Here is a 23,700-nt window from a genome sequence, read left to right on the forward strand (position 1 = left end):
TAGTCACTTGCGGCCCAGCGCTCATCGTTCTTTGTAAAGAGCTAGCATGAGCAGCAGCCGCCGCGCCGTGAGGCGCCATACAATGTGCTAGTGGAATGCTCTGGAAAGGGCAGCCATAGCGGGTGATAGCCCCGTACACTATAGGAGACTGAGTATGACTATCGGTTTAGTCGGTAAAAAGGCCGGGATGACCCGTGTCTTTACCGAAGACGGCGCGTCTGTGCCCGTAACCGTTATTGAAGTTGATCCTAATCGTGTTACACGCGTTAAATCTGTCGAGTCTGACGGTTACGCAGCGATTCAGGTCACATCTGGCTCTCGTAAAGCTAAGCACCTCACCAAAGCGCAAGCGGGTCAGTTTGCCAAGGCGGGTGTTGAAGCTGGTCGTGCACTGATGGAATTTCGTCTTGCAGAAGGCGAAGAGATTCCTGAAGTAGGCGGCGAACTCACCGTATCCCTCTTCGAAGCTGGTCAAATGGTTGACGTGACTGGCACCTCTAAGGGTAAAGGCTTCCAGGGTGCTGTTAAGCGCTGGAATTTCCGTACCCAAGATATGACTCACGGTAACTCTCTGTCGCATCGCGCGCCGGGTTCTATCGGCATGTGTCAGACTCCGGGTCGCGTTTTCAAAGGCAAAAAGATGGCCGGTCAAATGGGTAACGCCCGTTGCACCGTGCAGAGCCTTGAGATCGTCCGTGTCGACGCCGAGCGTAACCTGCTGCTGATTAAAGGCGCCGTACCGGGTGCTCCCGGTAGTGACGTTATCGTTCGCAGCGCCGTGAAAGCAGGCTGAAGGGGATAATTACCAATGAATCTGAATCTTGCTGCAGGCGCGGGTACCGTTGAAGTAGCCGACGCCACTTTTGGCAAAGAATTCAACGAAGCGCTCGTTCACCAGGTTGTCACTGCCTATTTGGCGGCTGGTCGTCAGGGAACCCGCGCACAAAAGAGTCGTTCCGACGTTCGTGGCGGTGGTAAAAAGCCGTGGCGTCAGAAAGGCACCGGTCGTGCACGTGCCGGTACCATCCGCTCTCCGCTATGGCGTAGTGGTGGCGTAACCTTCGCGGCGCGTCCGCAAGACTACACCCAGAAGGTTAACCGCAAGATGTACCGTGCAGCGATGCGCTCCATCTTGTCAGAGCTGGTACGTCAAGAGCGTTTAGTCGCGATTGAAGAGTTCGTCGTCGATGCGCCTAAGACCAAGCAGGTAGCTGCCAAGCTAAAAGAGCTCAACCTTGAAAAAGTGTTGATCGTCACTGAAGAAGTTGACGAAAAGCTCTATTTGGCCGCACGCAACCTTCCCCACGTTGACGTGGTGGATGTCGCGGCAGCTGACCCGGTAAGCCTGGTAGCCTTTGATAAGGTGCTGATTACCGTCTCCGCCCTGCGTAAATTCGAGGAGAAGCTGGCATGAACCAGGAACGCGTATTTAAGGTTCTGCTTGGGCCGCACGTGACCGAAAAGGCCGCAATGGCAGCCGAGCGCAACCAGTACGTTTTCAAGGTGGCATCTGATGCTACCAAGCCCGAGATCAAAAAGGCCGTTGAAGCACTTTTCGGCAAAAAGGTCGGTAGTGTTCAGGTACTGAACATGAAGGGTAAAACAAAACGTACTGCGAACGGCGTTGGCCTGCGTAAGGGTTATCGCAAAGCGTATGTGACCCTGGCTGCGGGTGAAACGCTCGAAGACTTCTCTGGCGCCGAATAAGGGCAGGAGTACGGATAATGGCAATCGTCAAGACCAAACCCACTTCCGCCGGTCGTCGCCACGTCGTCAAGATCGTTGGCGAGGAACTGTTTAAAGGCCGTGCCTATGCACCGCTTTTAGAAAAACAGTCCAAGTCCGGCGGCCGTAACAACTACGGTCGTATCACCACCCGCCACGTGGGCGGTGGTCATCGTCACCACTATCGGTTGATCGATTTCAAACGCACCAAGGATGGCATTCCTGCCACCGTTGAGCGTCTTGAGCACGATCCCAACCGCAGTGCGCACATTGCGCTGCTGAAGTATGCCGATGGTGAGCGTCGTTACATCATTGCACCGAAAGGTGTCAGCGCGGGTGACGTGCTGGAATCTGGTGTTAACGCGTCAATCAAGAAAGGCAATGCCTTGCCGCTGCGCAACGTCCCGTTGGGTTCTACGGTGCACTGCATCGAACTCAAGCCGGGTAAAGGCGCGCAGATTGCTCGCAGTGCCGGTACAAGCGCCCAGCTGGTTGCTCGTGAAGGTAACTATGCCACCCTGCGTCTTCGCTCTGGCGAAATGCGTAAAGTGTTGGCCGAGTGCCGCGCGACCTTGGGTGAAGTGAGCAACTCAGAGCACAGCCTGCGTCAACTTGGCAAGGCCGGTGCGAAGCGCTGGAGAGGTGTGCGTCCGACTGTTCGCGGTGTCGCGATGAACCCAGTCGATCACCCGCACGGTGGTGGCGAAGGCCGCACCAGTGGTGGTCGTCACCCGGTATCCCCATGGGGTGTGCCGACTAAGGGTCACAAGACGCGTAAGAACAAGCGCACCGACAAGCTGATCATTCGTCGTCGTAATAAGACGCGTTGATCTACATTGCCAAGACATTAAGAGGTAACGGCTGTGCCACGTTCACTAAAGAAAGGTCCCTTCATTGACCTTCATCTTTTGAAGAAGGTAGAGGTTGCAGTGGAGAAGAACGATCGCAAACCGATCAAGACTTGGTCGCGTCGTTCTATGATCCTGCCCAATATGGTAGGCCTCACTATCGCGGTCCATAACGGTCGCCAACACGTCCCGGTGCACGTCTCCGAGGAAATGGTTGGCCACAAATTGGGCGAATTCGCTGCTACTCGCACTTATCGCGGGCATGCGGCGGATAAAAAAGCCAAACGGTAAGCCAGAGAGGATTGAGAGATGGAAGTCACAGCTAAGCTGCTTGGCGCTCGTTTATCCGCCCAGAAGGCCCGTTTGGTGGCTGACCAGGTGCGCGGTAAACCTGTCGCCGAGGCACTCGACCTGCTGACCTTCTCACCGAAGAAGGCTGCCAAGCTGGTTAAGAAGGTGCTGCAATCCGCGATTGCAAACGCGGAAGAAAATAACGGCATGGATATTGACGAGCTGCGTGTCTCGACCATCTGCGTCGATGAGGGCATGACGCTCAAGCGTATCAAGCCGCGTGCCAAGGGGCGTGCGGATCGTATCTTGAAGCGCACGTGCCACATCACCGTCAAGGTAGCCGAGAAGTAGGAGTCGACCGATGGGTCAGAAAGTCAATCCAACAGGCATTCGACTGGGCATCGTCAAAGACCATGCTTCTGTCTGGTATGCTGAGCGCGGCGCTTACGCCGATAAGCTCAATAACGATCTCGAAGTGCGTAGCTTCCTGGAAGAGCGTCTTAAAAGCGCCTCTGTTAGCCGCATCCACATCGAGCGTCCGGCGAACAATGCCCGCATCACCATTCACACTGCCCGTCCGGGTATCGTGATTGGTAAGAAAGGTGAAGATGTCGACCGTCTGCGTCGCGATCTCACTCAGATGATGGGCGTTCCCGTGCATGTGAACATCGAAGAAGTTCGCAAGCCGGAGCTGGATGCCAAGCTAGTCGCTGCTAACGTAGCGGGTCAGCTTGAGCGTCGCGTCATGTTCCGTCGTGCTATGAAGCGCGCGGTACAGAACGCAATGCGTCTTGGCGCTGGTGGCATCAAGATTCAGCTGTCAGGTCGTCTTGGTGGCGCTGAAATCGCACGTACCGAATGGTACCGCGAAGGTCGCGTTCCGCTGCACACGTTGCGTGCGGATATCGACTACGCCACTTACGAAGCTCACACCACCTATGGCGTTATCGGCGTCAAAGTGTGGATCTTCAAGGGTGAAATCCTCGGCGGTATCGAGGAAGTACGTGCCAAGGCTAAACAACAGCCTGCCGGCAACGCGCCCAAGAAGAAAGGTTCCAGGTAAGGGGAGAGCGAGTCGATGTTACAGCCCAAGCGTATGAAATTCCGCAAGATGATGAAAGGCCGCAACCGTGGCCTGGCGCATCGCGGAAGCAAGATCAGCTTCGGGGAATACGGCCTTAAAGCTACTGGTCGCGGCCGCATCACTGCGCGTCAGATCGAAGCAGGCCGTCGTGCGATCACACGTCACGTAAAGCGTGGCGGTAAAATCTGGATCCGCGTCTTCCCTGATAAGCCGATCTCCAAGAAGCCGCTCGAAGTTCGTATGGGTAAAGGTAAAGGTTCTGTTGAGTACTGGGTTGCCCAGATCCAACCGGGTCGGGTCCTGTATGAAATTGAAGGCGTGTCGGAAGAGCTCGCTCGTGAAGCGTTTGAGCTTGCCGCACAGAAAATGCCCTTATCCACCACCTTTGCGAAACGGACGGTGATGTGATGAAAGCCCAGGAAATTCGTGAAAAGTCCGTAGGAGAGCTCCAGGAGCAACTCCTCGAACTCCTCCGCGAGCAGTTTAACCTGCGCATGCAGAAGGCCACTGGCCAACTGAGCCAGACTCATCTGCTCAAGCAGGTCCGCCGGGATATCGCCCGCGTTAAGACTTTGCTCAACGAGAAGGCAGGTGATTGAGATGGCCGAAGAAAACACAAAGCGTACGCTCACCGGTAAAGTGGTGAGCGATAAGATGGACAAGTCCATCGTCGTCATGATCGAGCGGCGCGAGCGTCACCCGATCTACGGAAAATACGTTAAGCGCTCCACCAAGCTGCACGCCCATGATGAGGCGAACCAGGCTAAGGCAGGCGATACGGTTTCCATTCAGGAGTGCCGTCCGCTTTCCAAGAAGAAAGCCTGGACGCTGGTCGAGGTGGTTGAACACGCCAAGGGTTAATCCCAAGGCCTGTCAATCAGTGCAGTCAGATTAGGTTTGGAGAAAACCGATGATTCAGACTCAGACAATGCTGGATGTCGCCGACAACAGCGGAGCGCGCCGGGTGCAGTGCATCAAGGTGTTAGGCGGTTCACATCGTCGTTACGCTCGCGTTGGTGATATCATCAAGGTCACGGTTAAGGAAGCGATTCCGCGTGGCAAGGTCAAAAAAGGCCAGGTGCTAAAAGCGGTCGTGGTCCGGACCCGTAGTGGCGTCCGTCGTCCCGACGGTTCGCTCATCCGTTTCGATGGAAATGCGGCAGTTTTGTTGAATAACACCAACGAACAGCCCATCGGTACCCGTATTTTTGGGCCGGTGACTCGTGAACTTCGTAATGAAAAGTTCATGAAGATCATTTCCTTAGCGCCTGAAGTGCTGTAAGGAGCGAGGCGGATATGCAAAAGATCAAACGTGACGATGAAGTCATCGTCATCGCCGGGAAGGATAAAGGCAAGCGTGGCACCGTTAAGCGGGTATTAGAAAACCGCTTTTTGGTGTCCGGTGTGAACATGATTAAACGTCACACCAAGCCAAATCCCATGGCGGGTAATCAGGGCGGTATCGTCGAGCGTGAGGCTCCGATTCACGCGTCCAACGTAGCCATCTTCAATTCGGAGACCGGTAAGGCGGATCGCGTCGGCTTCCAAGTGAAGGAAGACGGTACCAAGGTACGTATCTACAAGTCGACGCAGACGCAGATCGACGCCTAACGCGAGTCGGGTAGCACAATGGCGAACTTGAAAGAACGTTATCAAAACGAGGTAGCAGCTCAACTCAAAGAAGAGTTCAGCTATGCCAACGTTATGCAGGTACCCCGGATCACGAAAGTGACTCTGAACATGGGTATCGGCGAAGCAGTCAACGATAAAAAGTTGATTGACAATGCCATCGGCGATCTAGAGAAACTCTCTGGTCAAAAACCGTTGGTGACCAAGGCACGTAAGTCCATCGCGGGCTTCAAGGTGCGCGAAGGTTGGCCAATCGGCATCAAGGTAACTCTGCGCGCTGAGCGTATGTGGGACTTCTTGGACCGTTTGGTTTACATCGCGATTCCCCGCGTGCGTGACTTCCGTGGTCTCAACCCGAAGTCTTTCGACGGTCGTGGTAACTACTCCATGGGTGTGCGTGAGCAGATCATCTTCCCGGAGATCGAGTATGATAAAATCGATCGCATCCGGGGGTTGGACGTCACTATCACTACGACCGCCAAAACCGACGAGGAAGGTCGTGCGCTACTAACCGCGCTGAACTTCCCGTTCAAGAAATAGGGGCGAGATCATGGCTAAGAAAAGTATGGTAGAGCGTGAGCTTAAGCGTACTCAGCTGGTCGCGAAGTATGCGACCAAGCGCGCTGAACTCAAGAAGATCATCTCAGACGTGAACACGTCTGAGGAAGACCGCTTCGAGGCGACGCTGAAGCTGCAGCAACTGCCGCGCGACTCAAGCCCGGTGCGTCAGCGTAACCGCTGCCGTATCACCGGTCGTCCGCACGGTTTTTACAACAAGTTCGGCCTTGGCCGTAACAAGCTGCGTGAAGCCGCCATGCGTGGCGACGTTCCTGGGTTGAAAAAATCCAGTTGGTAACGCCACGTAGAATTATCAGGAGCGCACATTAAATGAGCATGCAAGACACTCTGGCGGATATGTTTACACGTATCCGCAATGCGCAGATGGCCACCAAGGAGACGGCTACCATGCCGTCCTCCAAGTTGAAAGTGCAAGTGGCCCGAGTGCTAAAGGAAGAAGGCTACATTGCCGACTTTGCGGTAGCGGAGGGCGCTAAGCCCGAGCTAACCGTAACTCTCAAGTACTTTGAGGGTAAGCCGGTCATTGAGCACATTCAGCGGGTTTCCAAGCCGTCCCTGCGCCGCTACATGGGCAAGGATAACTTGCCTAAGGTTGCCGATGGCCTGGGTATCGCGATTGTCACCACATCCAATGGTGTCATGACCGATCGTGCCGCGCGCCAAGCGGGTGTCGGTGGCGAAGTCATCTGCACCGTATTCTAGGAGGCTGGAATGTCCCGCATAGCGAAATATCCGGTTAAAGTGCCTGCCGGCGTTGAGATTAAAATCAATGCTGACCAGCTGACCGCCAAAGGCGGCCAGGGCACGCTATCTATGACCATCCACTCTGATGTAGTGGTCGGTCAAGAAGATGGCCAGCTGACCTTCGCCCCGAGTGAGTCTGCCAAGAGCTGGGCCATGGCCGGTACTACCCGCGCCTTAGTTCAGAACCTGGTAACGGGCGTATCCGAGGGTTTCACAAGAACTCTCGAAATTGTTGGCGTCGGTTATCGTGCCCAAGCTAAGGGCCAGACGCTCAATCTTTCACTGGGCTTCTCGCACCCGGTCGACTATGAACTGCCTAAAGGTGTCTCAGCGGAAACGCCGAAGAACACCGTTATCGTGCTGAAAAGCGCGGATAAGCAGATGCTCGGCCAGTGCGCCGCGGAAATCCGCGCCTTCCGTCCCCCCGAGCCGTATAAAGGCAAGGGTGTTCGGTACGCCGACGAGCAGGTGCGTCGCAAAGAAGCCAAGAAGAAGTAAGGCAGGGTTATGAACGCGAAGAAAGAATCTCGTCTCCGTCGTGCCCGCCGCGCTCGCGCAAAGATCCGCGAGCTGGGCGTGTATCGCCTGTGCGTCAACCGTACCCCGCGTCACATCTATGCGCAGATTATCTCGCCGGATGGTGGCAAAGTGCTAGCCAGTGCTTCTACGCTGGACAAAGTACTGCGCGAGGGTGCGACCGGCAACTCAGATGCGGCCTCTAAAGTGGGTGCTCTGATTGCTGAACGCGCTAAAGAAGCAGGCATCACCCAGGTGGCCTTCGACCGTGCTGGCTTTAAGTATCACGGCCGCGTCAAGGCGCTGGCCGACGCCGCACGTGAAGGCGGCCTGGAATTCTAAAGGGTTTTACGATGGCGAAGAACGAACAGCAAAGCGGTGATCTGCAAGAGAAGTTAGTGCAGGTCAACCGCGTCGCCAAGGTGGTCAAGGGTGGTCGTATTTTCGGCTTCACCGCACTGACCGTCGTTGGTGATGGTAAAGGTCGTGTCGGTTTCGGTCGTGGCAAGGCGCGTGAAGTGCCTGTCGCAATCCAGAAAGCGATGGATCAAGCTCGTCGCAACATGGTCAAGGTGAACCTTGCTGGCCATACGCTGCAGTACCCGGTCAAAGCCCGTCACGGTGCTTCCAAGGTGTACATGCAGCCGGCTTCCGAAGGTACCGGTATCATCGCCGGTGGCGCCATGCGCTCTGTATTAGAGCTCGCCGGTGTCCACGACGTACTGGCCAAGTGCTACGGTTCCACCAACCCGGTTAACGTGGTACGAGCGACTGTTAAAGGTCTCTCCTCCATGCAAGCACCGGAAGACGTGGCCGCCAAGCGCGGTCTGTCTGTCGAAGCGATCACGGGGTAAGGCACCATGGCAGCAACGATCAAGGTTACCCAGATCCGCAGCACCATCGGCATTATGCCCAAGCACAAGGCTACTATGAAAGGCTTGGGCCTGCGTCGCATCGGTCATACGGTTGAACTGGAAGACACCCCTGCCGTACGCGGCATGATTCACAAGGTGAACTACCTTGTGCGCGTTGAGGGAGAGTAATCCATGAAACTCAATAACCTAAGCCCGGCTCCGGGCTCCAAACACGCTGCAAAGCGCGTTGGTCGTGGCATCGGTTCCGGTCTTGGTAAGACCGGTGGCCGTGGTCACAAAGGTCAGAAGTCACGTAGTGGCGGCAGTGTTAAGCCCGGTTTCGAAGGCGGTCAGATGCCTTTGCAGCGTCGTTTGCCGAAATTCGGCTTTACGTCTGCAAAATCTCTGGTCTCTGAAGAAGTACGCCTGGCTGAGCTTGCTAAAGTTGCCGGTGGCGAAGTCACCCTGGCATCTTTGAAAGAAGCCAACGTGCTAAAGGACTCTACGCTACACGCGAAGATCATCCTTTCTGGCGAACTGAAAACGGCGGTTACCGTTCGCGGAATCAAGGTCACCAAAGGTGCCCGTGAAGCGATCGAAGCCGCTGGCGGCAAGGTAGAGGACTAAATGGCCAAGTCAGGAAAAATGCCGGCGATGGGCAGCGGTCTGAGTGAACTGTGGGCGCGTTTGCGCTTCGTGCTCCTCGCCATCGTGGTGTACCGTATTGGTGCCCACATTCCCGTTCCCGGTATCAATCCTGACCAGCTTGCTGCCTTGTTTAGGGAGCAACAGGGCACCATTCTGGGCATGTTTAACATGTTCTCGGGTGGCGCCCTGGAGCGCATGAGTGTTCTCGCCCTGGGTATCATGCCCTATATATCGGCGTCGATTATCATGCAGCTCATGACTGCGGTCTCCCCTCATCTTGAGCAGCTCAAGAAAGAGGGTGAGGCTGGCCGCCGCAAGATTAGCCAGTACACCCGCTACGGCACGGTGATACTGGCGTTTGTCCAGGCTACCGGCATGTCCGTCGGTCTGGCTAGCCAAGGCATCGCGTACAGTGCTGACTTCAGCTTCTATTTCACCGCCGTGATTACGTTTGTATCGGGCGCGGTGTTTATGATGTGGCTAGGTGAGCAGATTACCGAGAAGGGCATCGGCAACGGTATTTCGCTGCTGATCTTCGCCGGTATTGTCGCTGGACTGCCCAGTGCCGTGGGCCAAGCCTTCGAGCTTGCCCGTAATGAAGGGGCCTGGAATGTTCTGCCGCTGTTAGCGCTGTCAGTGTTAGGTATTGCGACTGTCGCCTTTGTGGTTTTCATTGAGCGCGGCCAACGCCGTCTTAAAGTTAATTACCCTCGGCGACAAGTGGGCAATAAGATGTATGCAGGGCAAAGTAGCTACCTGCCTTTGAAGGTCAACATGGCCGGTGTTATTCCGGCGATTTTTGCCTCCAGTATCCTGCTTTTCCCGGCCTCTATTGGTCAGTGGGTAGGTGCCGGTGAAGGTATGGAGTGGTTGCAGCGTGCATCTCAGGCATTAGGCCCAGGTCAACCGCTTTACATCTTGCTTTTCGCGGCGGCAGTGGTATTCTTCTGCTTCTTTTACACAGCGCTGGTCTTCAACCCCAAGGATGTGGCTGACAATCTTAAAAAGTCAGGCGCTTTCCTGCCGGGCATTCGCCCCGGCGAGCAGACCGCTCGCTATATCGACAAGGTCATGACACGTTTGACCCTGTTCGGTGCCTTGTATATCACTGCGGTTTCCTTGATGCCCCAGTTCTTGATTGTGGCGTGGAACGTGCCGTTTTTCTTCGGCGGTACCTCGTTGTTAATCGTAGTCGTGGTCATCATGGACTTCATGGCCCAGGTGCAGTCGCATCTCATGTCGCATCAGTATGACTCAGTGATGAAGAAGTCCAACCTGAAAGGCTACGGTAGCGGCGGTATCATGCGCTGAGGCGCCGTCCACCCCTATTTAGTTAGAGAGGGCGCGCCGCGAGCCGGTTTTTGGAGAAAGATCGATGAAAGTTCGAGCTTCCGTAAAGAAAATGTGCCGTAACTGCAAGATCATTCGTCGCAATGGCGCTGTCCGCGTCATCTGCAGCGAGCCACGGCACAAACAACGCCAGGGTTAATAGCCTGGGTTGTATTAAGCGGGTGCCAGCATACCCCTTGCCTTAGGGCAAATGATGGGGTATGCTGTTGCGCCTTTTGTAGATGAATAAACGAGCAAGCCGCTCAAATTTCGGAGTAAGCTGATGGCCCGTATTGCAGGCGTCAATATCCCGGACAACAAGCATGCGGCGATCTCGCTGACCTATATCTTCGGGATTGGCCGTACCCGTGCTGAGCACATCTGTGCTGCAGCCGGTATCGCGCCTACTGCCAAGATCCAGGATCTGTCTTCTGAAGAAGTCGACACCCTGCGTTCTGAAGTTGGTAAGTACACCGTAGAAGGCGACCTTCGTCGTGATGTCACGCTTAACATTAAGCGTCTCATGGACTTAGGTTGCTACCGTGGTCTGCGTCATCGTCGTAGTCTTCCGCTGCGTGGTCAGCGGACTAAGACTAACGCGCGCACCCGTAAGGGCCCGCGTAAGCCGATCCGCAAATAACACGCACGTTCTGGCGTAAAGACAGGAATAGACATCAACATGGCTAACCCGCGTAGTAACCGTAAAAAGGTTAAAAAGCAGGTAGTGGATGCGATTGCGCATATCCATGCCTCTTTTAACAACACGATCGTGACGATCACAGACCGCCAGGGCAACGCTCTTTCTTGGGCGACTGCCGGTGGTTCGGGTTTTCGTGGTTCTCGCAAGAGCACCCCGTTCGCTGCTCAAGTGGCAAGCGAACGTGCAGCAACTGCTGCAGCCGAGTATGGTGTGAAAAACGTAGATGTACTGGTTAAAGGCCCAGGTCCCGGTCGTGAATCCGCCGTGCGCGCACTGAATGCCGCCGGCTTCCGCGTGCAAAGCATCGTAGACGCGACGCCCATTCCCCATAATGGCTGCCGTCCGCCTAAGAAACGCCGCGTTTAAGGAGACAGATTCATGGCTCGTTATATTGGACCGAAGTGCAAACTGTCTCGTCGTGAAGGCACCGACCTCTTTTTGAAGAGTGGTGTTACTCCCTTCGAGAAAAAGTGTAAATCCGAGCAGATCCCGGGTGTACACGGCCAGCGTCGTCAGCGTCTTTCAGACTACGGCTTGCAGCTTCGCGAGAAGCAAAAAGTACGTCGCATGTATGGCGTACTCGAAAAACAGTTCCGTAACTACTACAAAGAAGCCGCTCGCCTGAAAGGTGCGACCGGTGAAGTATTGTTGCAGTTGCTCGAATCCCGACTGGATAATGTCGTCTACCGCATGGGCTTCGGCTCGACTCGCTCTGAAGCGCGTCAGCTGGTCAGCCACAAAGCGATTTCCGTGAACGGCCGCACCGTTAACGTTGCTTCCTATCAAGTGAAGCCGGGTGACGTTGTTTCCATTCGCGAAAAGGCGAAAAACCAAGCACGTATTCAAAGCGCGTTGTCCATTGCGGCCAACCGTGGCGATATCGCTTGGATCGAAATCGACGCCAAGAAGATGGAAGGCACTTTCAAGGCTCTGCCTGAACGCGGTGACCTGTCTGCCGACATCAACGAAAACCTGATCGTCGAGCTGTACTCCAAGTAAGCAGTTTTCTGTTTCTTGTCAATCTGGTGCCGGTTTAACGCCCGCGCCAGATCTTACCGAGTACCAAGTATCCGTTTGGCAGCCTGAAAGGTGTTCATATGCAGCGTTCAGTGACAGAGTTTCTCCGTCCTCGCGACATCAAGGTCGAAGAAATCAGCGCACATCACGCCAAAATCGTGCTCGAACCGTTCGAGCGTGGTTTTGGTCACACCCTGGGGAATGCACTACGTCGCATTCTGCTTTCGTCCATGCCCGGCTGTGCCGTGGTAGAGGCTGAAATCGCCGGCGTCGAGCATGAATACAGTGCGCTTGAAGGGGTGCAGGAAGATGTCATTGAAATCCTCCTGAACTTGAAAGATGTTGCGATCAAGATGCACAGCCGCGATGAGGCGGTGCTCACGCTGAACAAGCAGGGCCCAGCCGTCGTCACCGCTGGCGACATTGCGCTTGATCATAGCGTCGAAATCGTCAACCCGGACCACGTCATTGCTCATGTCAATGAAGGTGCCGAGCTGAAAATTCAGCTTAAGGTAGCGCTGGGTCGTGGCTACGAACCGGCTGACGCGCGCGGCTCTGATGAAGAGTCACGTGCCATTGGCCGCCTGCAGCTGGATGCCACCTTCAGCCCTGTCCGCCGTGTTTCCTACTCGGTTGAGGCCGCTCGTGTCGAGCAGCGCACCGACCTCGATAAGCTAATTATCGATCTGGAAACCGACGGTACCCTGGATCCGGAAGAGGCTATCCGTCGCAGTGCGACCATCCTGCAAGAGCAGCTGGCCGCCTTCGTCGACCTGGAAGCTGATAAAGAACAGGAAGTCGAAGAGGAAGAGGATCATGTCGATCCAATTCTATTGCGCCCCGTAGACGATCTTGAGTTGACCGTTCGTAGCGCGAACTGCCTAAAAGCCGAGAATATTTACTACATCGGTGATCTTATCCAGCGCACAGAAGTTGAGCTGTTGAAGACACCGAACCTCGGTAAAAAGTCTTTGAATGAAATCAAAGATGTATTGGCGGCTCGCGGCTTGTCCCTTGGCATGCGGTTGGAAAATTGGCCACCGGCAAGCCTGAAGGACGACAAAGCCTCCGCGTGAGCGTCGACTTGAGTCCCAGTTTGGTAAGGAATTACAACCATGCGTCATCGTAAGAGTGGTCGTCATCTGAATCGCACCAGCTCGCATCGTCAGGCCATGTTCAAGAACATGTCTGTCTCGCTGGTCGAACATGAAGTCATTAAGACAACCCTGCCGAAAGCCAAGGAGCTGCGTCGCGTAATCGAGCCGCTGATCACCTTGTCTAAGCAGGATAGCGTTGCAAACCGTCGTTTGGCGTTTGCCCGCACGCGCTCTAAAGAAGCCGTCGGCAAACTGTTCAACGAATTGGGTCCGCGTTATGCCGAGCGTCCGGGCGGTTACGTCCGTATTCTCAAGTGCGGTTTCCGCACCGGCGACAACGCGCCTATGGCGTTCGTTGAACTAGTTGACCGTCCGGTTGTTGAAGAAGCCGCTGCAGAAGAGTAATCCTCTGCGCCAGGCCTCTTTGGTAGCGAATGAAAACCGACCCTCAGTGGTCGGTTTTTTTATGGGCGCATTTATCTTCTGTTTTCTACACTTAACGGCGTCTATTCTTCGTACTAATACCCTATACTCGGCCTATTATTAAATTGAGTAAGCGTCGCGTGCCGCTTGGGCAAGCCTTGTGTTGTAGCTTGAGTGTGGCATGGTAGTTAAGCAGCGGCAGGTTGGTTAAACAGCGATTCGAACTAGCGCATTGATAACAAGCAAGGGGCAGGTATGTATGCGAGGATAAAAAGCGCTGCCGGGGGAGCGTCGGCGATAGGGTTTTTGAGTATGCTAATGCTGCTCATACTTGCGATGGTCACTACTGCGCATGCCGACAACCCGCGCTATGCGGGTATTGTCGTTGATCTGGATAATGGCGAAGTGCTTTACGCCGAGAATATTGACGATCAGCGCTATCCTGCGTCGCTTACCAAAATGATGACGCTCTATCTAACCTTTGAAGCGTTAGAAGAGGGTACGCTGCGCTTGGACCAACCCTTGCCGGTTTCCCATTACGCTGCCGCCAAGCCTGCTGTCAAACTGTGGCTGGCGGCGGGCAGCTCAATTCCGGTGGATACCGCTATTCGCGCACTCGCGGTTCGCTCTGCCAATGATGTTGCCGCAGTGGTTGCCGAAGCCCTGGGCGGCAGCGAAGCCCACTTTGCCCAAATGATGACCACCAAGGCACGCGAGCTGGGCATGCATGCCACCACCTTTCGCAATGCCTCTGGCTTGCCGGATGACGGCCAAATCACCACCGCGCGGGATATGCTCACGCTTTCGGTACGCGTGATGCAGGACTTCCCCCAGTACTACCACTACTTCGGCCTGCAAGAGTTTACCTACCGCGGCACCCGGCACACCAGCCACAATCGATTGGTGCGTGACTACCCAGGTGCCGATGGCCTAAAAACGGGGTTCATTCGCGCCTCTGGCTTTAACGTGGCCACTACCGCAGTGCGCGGTGATCGGCGGCTGGTGGGCGTCGTCATGGGTGGTTTTTCATCCCAGTCCCGGGATACCCATATGGCCAATCTGCTGGATCGTAGCTTCTTGCGTGCGTCGCTACGCGACCAGCAAAGCTGGATGGGTGACACCAGCTTCTCGCGGGAATTTATGGCCTTTGCACCCCCTGCTCAGCCGGTGGCACCACAGCAGCCAGCGCCACGCCAACCCCTGCTGGCGGTGGTCGAAACGTCAACATTGTCACCATCGAGTAACTCTACCCCCTCAACGCCGGTTGTCGATCTTGAAGAACAGCTAGCCGATATTGTCACCATTCAGCGCCCCACGCCGGCAAGCGAAGATCCACAGCCCGACCCACTTCAAGCGTTCATTGAGCGTGAACGCAAGATGGCTTCTGTCACTGAAACGGGCGGTGGCTGGGGGGTGCAAGTGGGTGCTTTCAGTCGTGAAGCCCAGGCACGGCAATTGGCGCAGCAGGCGGCTCAGCGGATTGCTCAGACTTTAGGCGGACGCATTGCTGTAGACACGGTAGAGGGCCAAAACCCTGTTTATCGCGCCCGGCTAATGGCATTGGACGAGCAGCGCGCTCGCCAAGCGTGCCGTGAGCTGCACTCCCAAGGTATGGACTGTATGGTCGTTAACGCCAGCTTGTAAGGGGGGCCGTCATCACCCCGCCAATGGCTAATTGGCGGGGTTTTTCTTTTTTGGCACTTTGTATTGACCAGTGAACAGGGAGATCGCGGTGACAACCTCGCTGAAAGGCATACTCTGCATGTGTTTGGGCGTTCTTTTCCTCGCCCTAGGCGACGCTGTTTCCAAGTGGTTAGGTGAAGTGCACTCGCCACTGCAGATTATTTTCTTCCGTGCCTTGGTATCGCTACCGCTGATTGCGCTGCTTGCCCATTTTGCCGGTGGGTTACGCAAGCTGCGTACGAAACGGCCGGGTGTCCATTTGCTGCGCGGATTGATTTATACCGCCACCATGGTCTGTTTCGTATGGGGGCTAACGCTGCTCCCCCTGGCGGAGGCCACGGCGATTGCCTTTGTGGCGCCGCTGTTTGTGACCCTGCTTTCGGTGCCATTGTTGGGTGAGCGCATTGATCCACCGGTGCTGATCGCATCCTTGGTGGGGTTTGCGGGGGTGCTGATCGTGGTGCGGCCCAACGGCGATGCGTTTCAGATGGGCGCGCTGGTATTGGTGGGGGCGGCGCTATTCTATGCGCTGATGATGATTACCGCCCGGCGCTACGGCGCCCGCGAACACCTCTGGGCAATGCTGTTTTACATGACCTGTGTGCCGCTGGTGGTGACCGCGCTAACGCTGCCCTGGGTGTGGCAGACACCCCAGCCGTGGCACTGGGTAGGCTTTTTCGCCTCGGGAGTATTGGGCGTTGCGGCCACCGCTTTTATCACCTTGGCCTTCCGGTTTGCCCCTGCGGCCATCGCCGCGCCGTTTGATTACACCGCTATGCTCTGGGCGGTACTGCTGGGCTGGTGGTTCTGGGGCGAAATGCCGGATCTCTGGGTCTGGGTAGGCAGTGCCTTGATAATGGGCAGCGGGTTAGCGGTGGCGTATCACGACCGTAGGACAACCCTTAAACGTCGTCCTACCGCTTAACTGACGTCACTCTACCGCCACTTTTTGATCTAGGTCACGGAAGCGGTGAGCTTGCCAAAACGGCGGGTTTGGGCTGGTTATAATCCTGGCCTTTCATCGCAGTCCGCTGCGAGCCATCGTCCTGATTACGGTGACTGTCTATGCAAGCCCCCGAACGACTGAAGCAAGCTCCCGAACTACTTTCCCCTGCAGGCACCTTCAAGAACATGCGTTACGCCTTTGCCTATGGGGCCGATGCGGTTTACGCGGGGCAGCCGCGCTATTCCCTCAGAGTGCGCAACAACGATTTTAAAATTGATAACTTACATCGTGGTATCGAGTATGCCCATGCCCGAGGCAAGCAGTTTTACGTTGCCTCCAATATTGCCCCTCACAACAGCAAACTGAAAACCTATCTCCAGGATATGGCGCCGGTGATCGAGGCAGGGCCCGATGCGCTGATTATGTCGGATCCCGGTTTGATTATGATGGTTCGTGACCGCTGGCCGGATCAACCTATCCACCTCTCGGTGCAATCGAACGTCGTCAACTGGGCTGCCGCCCAATTCTGGCAGCGGCAGGGTATCAGCCGCATCATTTTGTCTAGGGAGCTATCACTGGAAGAGATCGGCGAAATACGCGAACAGTGCCCAGGCTTAGAGATCGAAACCTTTGTTCACGGCGCACTGTGTATCGCCTATTCAGGGCGTTGCCTGCTGTCGGGTTATTTCAATCATCGCGACCCTAATCAAGGCACCTGCACCAACGCGTGTCGCTGGAAATACAACACCATAGCGGCAACCCACGATGACACGGGCGACTTAATAGCCGCCCAAGGAAGTGGTAGCGCTGCGGCCGGCAGCCCAGATGAGCTTTCGGCGCTGATTGAAGACGTTTCCCGCCCTGGCAAGCTGATGCCTGTGCATGAAGATGAACACGGCACCTACATCATGAACTCCAAGGATCTGCGCGCGGTGCAGCACGTGGCTCGGCTGACGCAAATGGGCGTGGCGTCACTAAAGATTGAAGGACGCACCAAGTCCTATTACTACGTCGCGCGTACAGCGCAAGTTTATCGACAAGCCATTGATGACGCCGTCGCTGGGCGCCCCTTTAACAAACGGCTAATGGATGAACTTGAGAACCTGGCGAATAGAGGCTACACCGAGGGCTTCTATCAACGCCATGTGCACGGTGAGTACCAAAGCTATGAGCAGGGGAACTCCATCGGCGTTCACCAACAGTTTGTCGGTGAAGTGCTGGGTTTTGATCCGGCTCGTGGCAGGTTAGAGGTAGAAGTTAAAAACCGCTTTGAAGTAGGGGATGGCATGGAGCTGATGCTGCCAGGTGGCAATCACCGCTTCGTGCTCGAGCATATCGAGAACTTACGAGGTGAAGCGCAGAGCGCAGCACCTGGTTCTGGGCATCGCGTGCGAATCCCCGTTCCCAAGGTCAGCATTACCCCTGAACAGCTTGAGTTTGCGCTGTTAATGCGTGATCTCAAGCCTTCCAGAGCAGCACAACCTGAATCGTTAGGGGTAGCGATCAGCTAAACGCATAAACGTCCATTGCAAGCACACCGTGCTCCACACTGTGGTGTAGCTGTTTTGCGTCACCTCCTGCCCCCATGGCCACCAGTAACGGCTGGAAGTGTTCAGGGGTCGGGTGGTTCTCCCGCGCGTTGGGTGCGTTCTCCCAGCTAAGCAGTGCTTCACGATCATTGGCGATAAGGCGGTCGCTCACCCAAGTGGCAAATACACCTACCCAGGAAGGCATAGGGCTCTCCTGGGGCATGATTTCATACAGGTTATGGGTCAGGCTGCCCGAGCCGATCACCAAAATCCCCTCTTCCCGCAGAGCCGACAGGCGCTCGCCCAGCGTGGCCAGCTCCGCATTGCTCCAGCGCACCGGAAGTGACAGCGAGACAACCGGCACATTGGCGTCAGGAAACATCAGTGAAAGGGGCACCCAGGCGCCGTGATCCAGGCCGCGCTCTACCCGCTCGGCGCCCAGTAACACGGCCAGCCGTTCAGCCAGTTCCGGCTCACCCGGGGCAGGATACTGGCACTCGAAAAGCGCCTGTGGGAAGCCGCCAAAGTCGTGAATGGTTTCTGGCTTGGCGCTGATGCTGACCTTGAGCGCCAGGCTCTCCCAGTGCGCTGAGACCACTACCACCGCCTTGGGCGCAAGCTGCCTACCCAGTTCGCGTAGAAAGGCATGAGCCGGGGTTTTATTGAGGGCCAGCATGGGCGAACCATGGGAAATAAACAGGCTAGGTAACATGAGTGAGTCTCCTCAGCAGCATGGCCAACGCTGGCGGTAAGCAAGCGCTGGCAATAGGGTTAGGCGATAGTTTTAGGCGATAGTTTTAGGTGTTAGGCGAATCGGTTACTTAGCACCCAGCGGCCGCTGCCCAGGCCCGCTTGCACGATTAACGCCAGCGTCCAGAACACCGGGAATTCCCAACCGCCGCCGGCATTTGAGAACATCCAGCCGTTGCCAAGATGCACCCAAGCAGCGCCGAGCAGTACCGGCACCAGTGCCAGGCTCACCCAGCGGGTGTAAACACCCAGAATCAGGGCGGCTCCACCGCCCACTTCCGCGGCAATGGTCAAGTAGGCCAGAAACCCTGGTAAACCCAGTGATTCAAAATAGCCGACGGTGCCCGGTAGGGTAAATACAAACACCTTGAGCAAACCGTGAGCAAGGGCCATCACACCCAGTGCGACGCGCAGTAGCGAGATGGCCTGGGGTTGTAAAGAGTGCTGTACAGAGGGCTGTAGAGAGGGGGCAGAGTGAGTATGCGTTGTCATCGTAGTAGCTTCCATCGAGTGGTTAATGACGCTACTTTACAGCCGGATAAGATCGAGATAATCAGCGTATTTTGCACATCACTGTTGCGTTATTGGCGACAATCCAATGTTCTGCTCCCAAACTGGCGGATCGCCCCACGCCTCGGTGAGCAAGTCGATGAAGCGCTCCACCTTGGCGGGCAGGTAGCGCCGGGCGGGGTAGAGGGCATGAACATCGAGCCGTACCGCTGGCTCATTGGTCAAGATGGGCACTAAACGCCCGCTGGCGATACTCTCTGTGACCAGAAAGCTGGGCTGCTGAGCGATGCCCAGGCCAGCTTCCGCGGCGTGGGTGAGTACATCGCCGTTATTGCTTTCCAGTGGGCCATTGACCGTCAATGACTGCGTGGCAATCTTCCAGTCAGCGCTCTGTTGGCCGCTGCGGTAGCGTAGGCAGTGGTGCTTGGCAAGGGCTTGAATGCTGTCGGGTTCACCGTGGTTGGCAAGATATTCAGGCGAGGCGCAAAACAGTAGGCGGCACCGCGTCAGTCGGCGCGCCACCAGGCTGGAGTCAGGCAGGCTGCCGATACGGATCGCTACGTCGTAACCCTCTTCAAGCAGGTCGACACGGCGGTCGTTCAAATCCAGGCGCACTTCCAGCGCCGGGTGGGTATGCATAAACTGGGCGACGAGTGGCGCCAGGTAGCGGGTGCCAAAACTCATCGGCCCATTAACGCGCAGCCGCCCACGCACATCGCTGGTACCTTGGCCCACCTCGGCGGCGGCCTCATCGAGCGCTTGCAGTATCCCTTGGGCGCGGACTAGATAGCGTTCTCCGGCCTCAGTGAGATGTAGTCGTCGCGTGGTGCGTTGTATCAGTCGCGCGCCCAATGTCTCTTCCAGTGCCATGACCTGGCGGGATACGCGAGTGCGGGAAATATCCAGCGCTTCAGCAGCGCGGGTATAGCTACCCAACTCGGCTACCCGCACAAAAGCGACGATATGCTCTAACTGATTCATGACGCCGAATCGGCTTGGAAAATCTGAAAAGCGCGCGCTGCCTGGTAAGGGTCAGGCTGGCCACAAATGGCCGATATCACCGCTAAACCGTTCGCTCCCGCGCGCTGTACGCTAATCGCATGATCCGCTTTCAGCCCACCAATGGCCACGCTGGGCAGTGGGCACGCCTTGACCAGCGCCGCTAAACCGCCAAAGCCGATGGGCTGGGCGTGATCTTGTTTGCTCTCGGTGGCAAACACGGGGCCAATCCCGACATAATCGAGTAGCTCAAACGGAGAGACTTGCAGCTGGGCGATAGTATTGATCGACAGGCCAATAATCGCTTGCTCACCTAGCACCCGGCGCGCTTGCTGAACGGCTGCGTCGCTCTGACCGACATGCAGGCCATCTGCCTGGCTTTCTAGTGCCACCTGCAAACGGTCGTTAATGATCAGCGGGACATCGGTGCCCGCCAGAAGCGCTTTTAACCGTTTGGCTTGGGCAATCATCTGTTCGTCGCTGGCATGCTTGTCACGCAACTGCACGATGGTGACACCGCCTTTTACCGCTGCCTCAACCGTTTGTTCCAAACCATGCTCTCGGCAGAGCGTGGCATCGGTGACCAAGTAGAGCGATAGATCAAGCGGCATGGATTGCCTCCAGTTGGGCATAAGTAGTGAGGTCGTCAGGGGTGAGTTGATACAGCGCATCCAGTAGCGCCACTTGAAAACTACCAGGCCCGTTGGCGTGGCTGCCCGCACGCTCCCCTGTGACCGCAAAGCAGGCCAGTGCGGCTACCGTTGCACCCAGTGGGGCATCGCGGTTGGCAGCCACAAATCCCGCCACTAGCGCGCTCAGCCCACAGCCAAGCGTTGTTACGCGGGGCATCAAAGGATGGCCACCGTTAATGCGGTAGTGCTGTGTGCCGTCCGTCACCCAGTCGCTTTCACCGGTCATCGCGACAATACAGCCGTGTTTTTGCGCTAATGCTATTGCAGCGTCCACGGCTTGGTCGGTGGCGGCTGTGGCGTCCACGCCACGGCCTTGGCTAGCTAAACCGTTAAGGGCAAGAATTTCAGACGCATTGCCACGAATCACGCTGGGTTTAGCGGTCAGCAGCTTCGCGCACAGCGTTTGGCGATAGCGCGTGGCGCCAACGGCGACGGGATCTAATACCCAGGGAATGGCATGCTGATCGGCAGTCGCTGTGGCGGTGAGCATAGCGTCAGCCCAGTGGGCAGAGATCGTACCGATATTAATCGACAGCCCCGCGGAGATAGCCGTGAATTCAGCCACTTCTTCAGGCGCATGCAGCATGGCGGGCGACGCGCCGGTGGCTAACAGCAGGTTGGCAGTGCTGTTCATGGCCACATAGTTGGTCATACAGTGAACCAGCGGTGTCACTGAGCGTAGCGTCTCAAGGTAATCGCCAAGCGGGCGTAGGGTCATAGCATCCTCCCGGCAGGGAGGTGGTAAGCGTTACCACGACTCCCTACGCCGGTGTTATCCGGTTCAGGTTCAAAGGGTGCTTCTCAGCCCAACCGTAACGGAGGGCGCCCCTGTCGAGGGATTACTATCCTTGCCTGGAGTAGCCCTGTAAAGCCCCGGATGCGGACGATAGCAATCTAACGAAACGAAATACGCGTACCGTAGGTAAGCATTTCATCAGGTGTCATCGCTTTACCCTCGACCCCAATCATCTCGTCACCACACTGGTCGGCGAAGGTTAGCACGCCGTGGGTCAAGCCCAGTTGGCCCAGGGTATCGCGGATTTCGCCCGTGCCCAGAAAAGTACTGACGTGGCCCTTGTTATCGCTCAGCTCAGACACGCCGTTAGCATGGTGAAAACGCACTTTGTAGATTCCATCCATCGACTCGACTTCAACAATCGGCGAAAAACCGTTGTGAAGCGCATTGGAAAGCTGTTTTAGCGTCAGGTGGTCACCCAGCGTCATATCGATCGCACTCATGGAAAACTCCTGTAGACGCCTCAAAGGTGGGGCATCACTCATGTTGCGGGAACTGCTTTTTGTAAAGCTTATGAAGAATAAGTGTAGGGTTTTTGTTTAGTATTGCCAGTGCGCTTATCGGCACCTCGATACGACACTGCCTACGTGCTTGTAAGGGCTGTTATTATGGCCATAAAGCCCCCATGGTAAGCGGTACGTGAAGCTCAATGGATTCAATGATCAACATCAGCGATAGGAGAGCAAAATGAGTTTTCAAGGCGAGCAGCATCCCGGCGTCGTGGCTACGCCGCCCCAAACTCAAGGGTTTCGTTTAAACCACACCATGCTGCGGGTGAAAGACCCTGAGCAGGCATTGGCGTTCTACTCAAAAGTGTTTGGTATGCAGGTGATGCGGCGGCTGGATTTCGAAGAGATGCAGTTCTCGCTCTACTTCCTGGCCAACCTGGAACCCAGCGACAGCGTTCCGGACGATGCACAAGCGCGTACCGCCTGGACGTTTAGCCAGAAAGGGCTGCTGGAGCTGACCCACAACTGGGGGACTGAAGACCAGGAAGATTTCGCCTATCACGATGGCAATGCCGAACCCCAGGGCTTTGGGCATATCTGCTTCAACGTACCGGATTTGGCAGCGGCCCAGGCGTGGTTCGACGAGCATGACGTCACCTTCGTCAAACGCTCCGATCAGGGCAAGATGAAAGATGTTATCTTCGTTAAAGACCCGGACGGCTACTGGATCGAAGTGATTCAGGCAGACCTGATGGTGGGGAAGAGCGACTCTTGAGGCACGCCAATGGCTGAACTACTGTTCCGGCTGCGCCATGTGACCGACGAAGAGGCCATGGAGGTGCGTGACCTGCTCGCTGCCCATGGCTTTGATACCTATGAAACCCAGGCGGGCTTTTTCCGCCTGGGCGTTGACGCGATTTGGCTGCGCAATCCACATCAGCACGACGCTGCCATCGCGGCGTTAGAAGCCTACCAGGCGGAGCGCCTTGAGCGCGCCCAACGCGAGCACCAGGCGGCGGTTGAGCGGGGTGACGCGGAGACGCTGTGGCGTCGTTTGGCCGCTCACCCGGTGCAGGTCGTGTTAGTACTGCTAGCAGTGGGGCTTATTGCCGCCCTTACGCTGCTGCCGTTCCTGGGTATGTCGCGAAGCTAAGCGGCTGGCAGATGGCCGCGTTTGAGGTACATCATGACGCCATCATCACCGGCGGTAAGTGCCGGAGCAGAACCGCTGGGGTAGCGGCACCAGGTGCCTGCCGTGTAACTCTGTTCGCTATCGCTCAGTGTGCCTTCCAGAATCAAAAACTCCAGCCCGCCCAGCAGCGTGGGGTAGGTAATGGAGGTGCCCGCCGACCAGCGCTCTAGGCTGGTGCGCTCCTGCTTGTAGGTGTGCAGCATTTTATAGGCAATGCGCGGGCGTCGATCAGGCTGCCAGGGCAGCCGATGCGCTGGCACTGCCAACTGTAGCGTGTCGTTGGGGTCAAACTGGTGCAGTTTGACAAATATCAGCGCGCCTTCCTCGCCAATTTGCGGGGTATGGCCGGTGCCAATGGGGTTTCTTAAGTAGCTGCCCGCCGCGTAGCGCCCATGCTCATCGGCGAACACGCCTTCCAATACCAGAATCTCTTCGCCACCGCCGTGGGTATGCCGCTCAAACTTTGTATTGGGGGCGTAGCGCACAAGGCTAGTAGCGCGAGCAACTTCATCACCAATCCGGTCAAACATCATGCGCTCTACCCCCGCGCTGGGGGAATCGACCCACTGATACTCTTCCGGGGTAACACAGGCAAAGTGGCTAAAATCGGCGTTTAGACGCATGGGAAAGGGCTCTTCGCAGTGAAGGTAAGTGACGGGGGAGGGTGCTA

Annotated in this window: 39 protein-coding genes and 1 riboswitch; of the genes, 32 read left to right on the top strand and 7 right to left on the bottom strand. The window is 56.2% G+C overall.

The window, feature by feature from the left end; genetic code table 11:
- Nucleotides 1-154 precede the first annotated feature (154 nt).
- From rplC to yegQ, 30 genes are all read left to right on the top strand, one after another.
- Nucleotides 155-793 carry a 50S ribosomal protein L3 gene (gene rplC / locus E0L35_RS09420; protein ID WP_009288142.1) on the top strand — a complete coding sequence of 213 codons (639 nt, stop codon included), beginning with the start codon at nucleotides 155-157 and terminating at the stop codon, nucleotides 791-793.
- A gap of 15 nt (nucleotides 794-808) precedes the next feature.
- Nucleotides 809-1,414, top strand: a complete 606-nt coding sequence (gene rplD / locus E0L35_RS09425) for a 50S ribosomal protein L4 (protein ID WP_007112005.1) — start codon at nucleotides 809-811, stop codon at nucleotides 1,412-1,414.
- Nucleotides 1,411-1,707: a 50S ribosomal protein L23 gene (rplW, locus tag E0L35_RS09430; RefSeq protein WP_008959167.1), complete on the top strand. Its 297-nt coding sequence runs from the start codon at nucleotides 1,411-1,413 to the stop codon at nucleotides 1,705-1,707. The genes rplD and rplW overlap by 4 nt, the downstream gene beginning before the upstream one ends.
- 17 nt (nucleotides 1,708-1,724) lie before the next feature.
- Nucleotides 1,725-2,555 (top strand): 50S ribosomal protein L2, encoded by an 831-nt coding sequence (gene rplB / locus E0L35_RS09435; RefSeq protein WP_008959166.1) that lies wholly within the window; start codon nucleotides 1,725-1,727, stop codon nucleotides 2,553-2,555.
- A 33-nt stretch (nucleotides 2,556-2,588) separates the two neighbouring features.
- Nucleotides 2,589-2,864 (top strand): 30S ribosomal protein S19, encoded by a 276-nt coding sequence (gene rpsS / locus E0L35_RS09440; protein ID WP_013330996.1) that lies wholly within the window; start codon nucleotides 2,589-2,591, stop codon nucleotides 2,862-2,864.
- Between the two features lie 18 nt (nucleotides 2,865-2,882).
- On the top strand, nucleotides 2,883-3,215 hold the full coding sequence (rplV, locus tag E0L35_RS09445) for a 50S ribosomal protein L22 (RefSeq protein ID WP_007112002.1): 333 nt from the start codon (nucleotides 2,883-2,885) through the stop codon (nucleotides 3,213-3,215).
- Nucleotides 3,216-3,225: 10 nt separating this feature from the next.
- Nucleotides 3,226-3,927, top strand: coding sequence for a 30S ribosomal protein S3 (rpsC, locus tag E0L35_RS09450; RefSeq protein WP_009288141.1), 702 nt, complete (start codon nucleotides 3,226-3,228; stop codon nucleotides 3,925-3,927).
- Between the two features lie 15 nt (nucleotides 3,928-3,942).
- Nucleotides 3,943-4,356 carry a 50S ribosomal protein L16 gene (rplP, locus tag E0L35_RS09455; protein WP_007112000.1) on the top strand — a complete coding sequence of 138 codons (414 nt, stop codon included), beginning with the start codon at nucleotides 3,943-3,945 and terminating at the stop codon, nucleotides 4,354-4,356.
- Nucleotides 4,356-4,547 (top strand): 50S ribosomal protein L29, encoded by a 192-nt coding sequence (gene rpmC / locus E0L35_RS09460; RefSeq protein ID WP_022520867.1) that lies wholly within the window; start codon nucleotides 4,356-4,358, stop codon nucleotides 4,545-4,547. Before rplP ends, rpmC begins: the two co-directional genes overlap by 1 nt.
- 1 nt (nucleotide 4,548) lies before the next feature.
- Complete coding sequence (rpsQ, locus tag E0L35_RS09465) at nucleotides 4,549-4,809, top strand: 30S ribosomal protein S17 (RefSeq protein ID WP_007111998.1); 261 nt, start codon at nucleotides 4,549-4,551, stop codon at nucleotides 4,807-4,809.
- A gap of 49 nt (nucleotides 4,810-4,858) precedes the next feature.
- A complete protein-coding gene (gene rplN, locus E0L35_RS09470; RefSeq protein WP_008959163.1) occupies nucleotides 4,859-5,230 on the top strand; it encodes a 50S ribosomal protein L14 in 372 nt (123 codons plus the stop codon).
- 14 nt (nucleotides 5,231-5,244) lie between these two features.
- Nucleotides 5,245-5,559, top strand: coding sequence for a 50S ribosomal protein L24 (rplX, locus tag E0L35_RS09475; RefSeq protein WP_007111996.1), 315 nt, complete (start codon nucleotides 5,245-5,247; stop codon nucleotides 5,557-5,559).
- 18 nt (nucleotides 5,560-5,577) lie between these two features.
- Complete coding sequence (gene rplE, locus E0L35_RS09480) at nucleotides 5,578-6,117, top strand: 50S ribosomal protein L5 (RefSeq protein WP_007111995.1); 540 nt, start codon at nucleotides 5,578-5,580, stop codon at nucleotides 6,115-6,117.
- 10 nt (nucleotides 6,118-6,127) lie between these two features.
- On the top strand, nucleotides 6,128-6,433 hold the full coding sequence (rpsN, locus tag E0L35_RS09485) for a 30S ribosomal protein S14 (RefSeq protein ID WP_022520866.1): 306 nt from the start codon (nucleotides 6,128-6,130) through the stop codon (nucleotides 6,431-6,433).
- A 32-nt stretch (nucleotides 6,434-6,465) separates the two neighbouring features.
- Nucleotides 6,466-6,858 (top strand): 30S ribosomal protein S8, encoded by a 393-nt coding sequence (rpsH, locus tag E0L35_RS09490; RefSeq protein WP_007111993.1) that lies wholly within the window; start codon nucleotides 6,466-6,468, stop codon nucleotides 6,856-6,858.
- 9 nt (nucleotides 6,859-6,867) lie between these two features.
- Nucleotides 6,868-7,398 carry a 50S ribosomal protein L6 gene (rplF, locus tag E0L35_RS09495; RefSeq protein ID WP_009288139.1) on the top strand — a complete coding sequence of 177 codons (531 nt, stop codon included), beginning with the start codon at nucleotides 6,868-6,870 and terminating at the stop codon, nucleotides 7,396-7,398.
- A gap of 9 nt (nucleotides 7,399-7,407) precedes the next feature.
- Entirely contained in the window at nucleotides 7,408-7,758 is a 351-nt protein-coding gene (gene rplR, locus E0L35_RS09500) for a 50S ribosomal protein L18 (RefSeq protein ID WP_022520865.1), read from the top strand.
- 11 nt (nucleotides 7,759-7,769) lie between these two features.
- The gene (rpsE, locus tag E0L35_RS09505) at nucleotides 7,770-8,270 is read left to right on the top strand and encodes a 30S ribosomal protein S5 (protein ID WP_007111990.1); all 501 of its coding nucleotides are present in this window, start codon (nucleotides 7,770-7,772) and stop codon (nucleotides 8,268-8,270) included.
- A 6-nt stretch (nucleotides 8,271-8,276) separates the two neighbouring features.
- A complete protein-coding gene (rpmD, locus tag E0L35_RS09510; protein WP_022520864.1) occupies nucleotides 8,277-8,459 on the top strand; it encodes a 50S ribosomal protein L30 in 183 nt (60 codons plus the stop codon).
- A 3-nt stretch (nucleotides 8,460-8,462) separates the two neighbouring features.
- The gene (gene rplO / locus E0L35_RS09515; protein WP_009288138.1) at nucleotides 8,463-8,897 is read left to right on the top strand and encodes a 50S ribosomal protein L15; all 435 of its coding nucleotides are present in this window, start codon (nucleotides 8,463-8,465) and stop codon (nucleotides 8,895-8,897) included.
- Nucleotides 8,898-10,229 (top strand): preprotein translocase subunit SecY, encoded by a 1,332-nt coding sequence (gene secY / locus E0L35_RS09520; RefSeq protein ID WP_008959155.1) that lies wholly within the window; start codon nucleotides 8,898-8,900, stop codon nucleotides 10,227-10,229. It begins immediately after the preceding gene.
- 64 nt (nucleotides 10,230-10,293) lie between these two features.
- A complete protein-coding gene (gene rpmJ, locus E0L35_RS09525; RefSeq protein ID WP_008959154.1) occupies nucleotides 10,294-10,407 on the top strand; it encodes a 50S ribosomal protein L36 in 114 nt (37 codons plus the stop codon).
- Nucleotides 10,408-10,530: 123 nt separating this feature from the next.
- Nucleotides 10,531-10,887: a 30S ribosomal protein S13 gene (gene rpsM, locus E0L35_RS09530; RefSeq protein ID WP_022520863.1), complete on the top strand. Its 357-nt coding sequence runs from the start codon at nucleotides 10,531-10,533 to the stop codon at nucleotides 10,885-10,887.
- Between the two features lie 39 nt (nucleotides 10,888-10,926).
- Nucleotides 10,927-11,313: a 30S ribosomal protein S11 gene (rpsK, locus tag E0L35_RS09535; RefSeq protein WP_007111985.1), complete on the top strand. Its 387-nt coding sequence runs from the start codon at nucleotides 10,927-10,929 to the stop codon at nucleotides 11,311-11,313.
- 12 nt (nucleotides 11,314-11,325) lie between these two features.
- Nucleotides 11,326-11,946, top strand: coding sequence for a 30S ribosomal protein S4 (gene rpsD, locus E0L35_RS09540; protein ID WP_008959152.1), 621 nt, complete (start codon nucleotides 11,326-11,328; stop codon nucleotides 11,944-11,946).
- Between the two features lie 98 nt (nucleotides 11,947-12,044).
- Complete coding sequence (gene rpoA, locus E0L35_RS09545) at nucleotides 12,045-13,040, top strand: DNA-directed RNA polymerase subunit alpha (RefSeq protein WP_009288137.1); 996 nt, start codon at nucleotides 12,045-12,047, stop codon at nucleotides 13,038-13,040.
- A 39-nt stretch (nucleotides 13,041-13,079) separates the two neighbouring features.
- Nucleotides 13,080-13,466: a 50S ribosomal protein L17 gene (gene rplQ, locus E0L35_RS09550; protein WP_008959150.1), complete on the top strand. Its 387-nt coding sequence runs from the start codon at nucleotides 13,080-13,082 to the stop codon at nucleotides 13,464-13,466.
- Nucleotides 13,467-13,796: 330 nt separating this feature from the next.
- Complete coding sequence (locus E0L35_RS09555) at nucleotides 13,797-15,128, top strand: D-alanyl-D-alanine carboxypeptidase (RefSeq protein WP_039860215.1); 1,332 nt, start codon at nucleotides 13,797-13,799, stop codon at nucleotides 15,126-15,128.
- 88 nt (nucleotides 15,129-15,216) lie between these two features.
- Nucleotides 15,217-16,092, top strand: a complete 876-nt coding sequence (locus tag E0L35_RS09560) for a DMT family transporter (RefSeq protein WP_027958798.1) — start codon at nucleotides 15,217-15,219, stop codon at nucleotides 16,090-16,092.
- A gap of 140 nt (nucleotides 16,093-16,232) precedes the next feature.
- The gene (gene yegQ, locus E0L35_RS09565) at nucleotides 16,233-17,624 is read left to right on the top strand and encodes a tRNA 5-hydroxyuridine modification protein YegQ (protein ID WP_138800120.1); all 1,392 of its coding nucleotides are present in this window, start codon (nucleotides 16,233-16,235) and stop codon (nucleotides 17,622-17,624) included.
- Here the strand turns inward: yegQ and E0L35_RS09570 are convergent.
- The 6 genes from E0L35_RS09570 to E0L35_RS09595 form a co-directional block, all read right to left on the bottom strand.
- Nucleotides 17,617-18,354, bottom strand: coding sequence for a class III extradiol ring-cleavage dioxygenase (locus tag E0L35_RS09570; protein ID WP_138800121.1), 738 nt, complete (start codon nucleotides 18,352-18,354; stop codon nucleotides 17,617-17,619). The genes yegQ and E0L35_RS09570 overlap by 8 nt on opposite strands.
- A gap of 92 nt (nucleotides 18,355-18,446) precedes the next feature.
- Nucleotides 18,447-18,884 carry a DoxX family protein gene (locus E0L35_RS09575; RefSeq protein WP_051052153.1) on the bottom strand — a complete coding sequence of 146 codons (438 nt, stop codon included), beginning with the start codon at nucleotides 18,882-18,884 and terminating at the stop codon, nucleotides 18,447-18,449.
- A 78-nt stretch (nucleotides 18,885-18,962) separates the two neighbouring features.
- Nucleotides 18,963-19,883 carry a LysR family transcriptional regulator gene (locus E0L35_RS09580; protein WP_138800122.1) on the bottom strand — a complete coding sequence of 307 codons (921 nt, stop codon included), beginning with the start codon at nucleotides 19,881-19,883 and terminating at the stop codon, nucleotides 18,963-18,965.
- The gene (gene thiE / locus E0L35_RS09585; protein ID WP_138800123.1) at nucleotides 19,880-20,512 is read right to left on the bottom strand and encodes a thiamine phosphate synthase; all 633 of its coding nucleotides are present in this window, start codon (nucleotides 20,510-20,512) and stop codon (nucleotides 19,880-19,882) included. The genes E0L35_RS09580 and thiE overlap by 4 nt, the downstream gene beginning before the upstream one ends.
- Nucleotides 20,502-21,311 carry a hydroxyethylthiazole kinase gene (thiM, locus tag E0L35_RS09590; RefSeq protein ID WP_138800124.1) on the bottom strand — a complete coding sequence of 270 codons (810 nt, stop codon included), beginning with the start codon at nucleotides 21,309-21,311 and terminating at the stop codon, nucleotides 20,502-20,504. Before thiM ends, thiE begins: the two co-directional genes overlap by 11 nt.
- A 23-nt stretch (nucleotides 21,312-21,334) precedes the next feature.
- A riboswitch (TPP riboswitch) is annotated at nucleotides 21,335-21,433 on the bottom strand.
- Between the two features lie 54 nt (nucleotides 21,434-21,487).
- Nucleotides 21,488-21,832, bottom strand: coding sequence for a hypothetical protein (locus E0L35_RS09595; protein ID WP_022520854.1), 345 nt, complete (start codon nucleotides 21,830-21,832; stop codon nucleotides 21,488-21,490).
- A 244-nt stretch (nucleotides 21,833-22,076) separates the two neighbouring features.
- Between E0L35_RS09595 and gloA the strand changes: the two genes are divergently transcribed.
- Both gloA and E0L35_RS09605 read left to right on the top strand, forming a co-directional pair.
- Nucleotides 22,077-22,613, top strand: coding sequence for a lactoylglutathione lyase (gene gloA, locus E0L35_RS09600; protein ID WP_009288132.1), 537 nt, complete (start codon nucleotides 22,077-22,079; stop codon nucleotides 22,611-22,613).
- Nucleotides 22,614-22,622: 9 nt separating this feature from the next.
- A complete protein-coding gene (locus tag E0L35_RS09605) occupies nucleotides 22,623-22,991 on the top strand; it encodes a DUF6164 family protein (RefSeq protein WP_022520853.1) in 369 nt (122 codons plus the stop codon).
- Here E0L35_RS09605 and E0L35_RS09610 read toward each other — a convergent pair.
- Nucleotides 22,988-23,653, bottom strand: a complete 666-nt coding sequence (locus tag E0L35_RS09610) for a cupin domain-containing protein (RefSeq protein WP_022520852.1) — start codon at nucleotides 23,651-23,653, stop codon at nucleotides 22,988-22,990. The two genes, E0L35_RS09605 and E0L35_RS09610, sit on opposite strands and share 4 nt — an antisense overlap.
- Between the last annotated feature and the right edge of the window lie 47 nt (nucleotides 23,654-23,700).

It is taken from the genome of Halomonas sp. ATBC28, from assembly GCF_005937175.1.
Lineage (GTDB): Bacteria > Pseudomonadota > Gammaproteobacteria > Pseudomonadales > Halomonadaceae > Vreelandella > Vreelandella titanicae.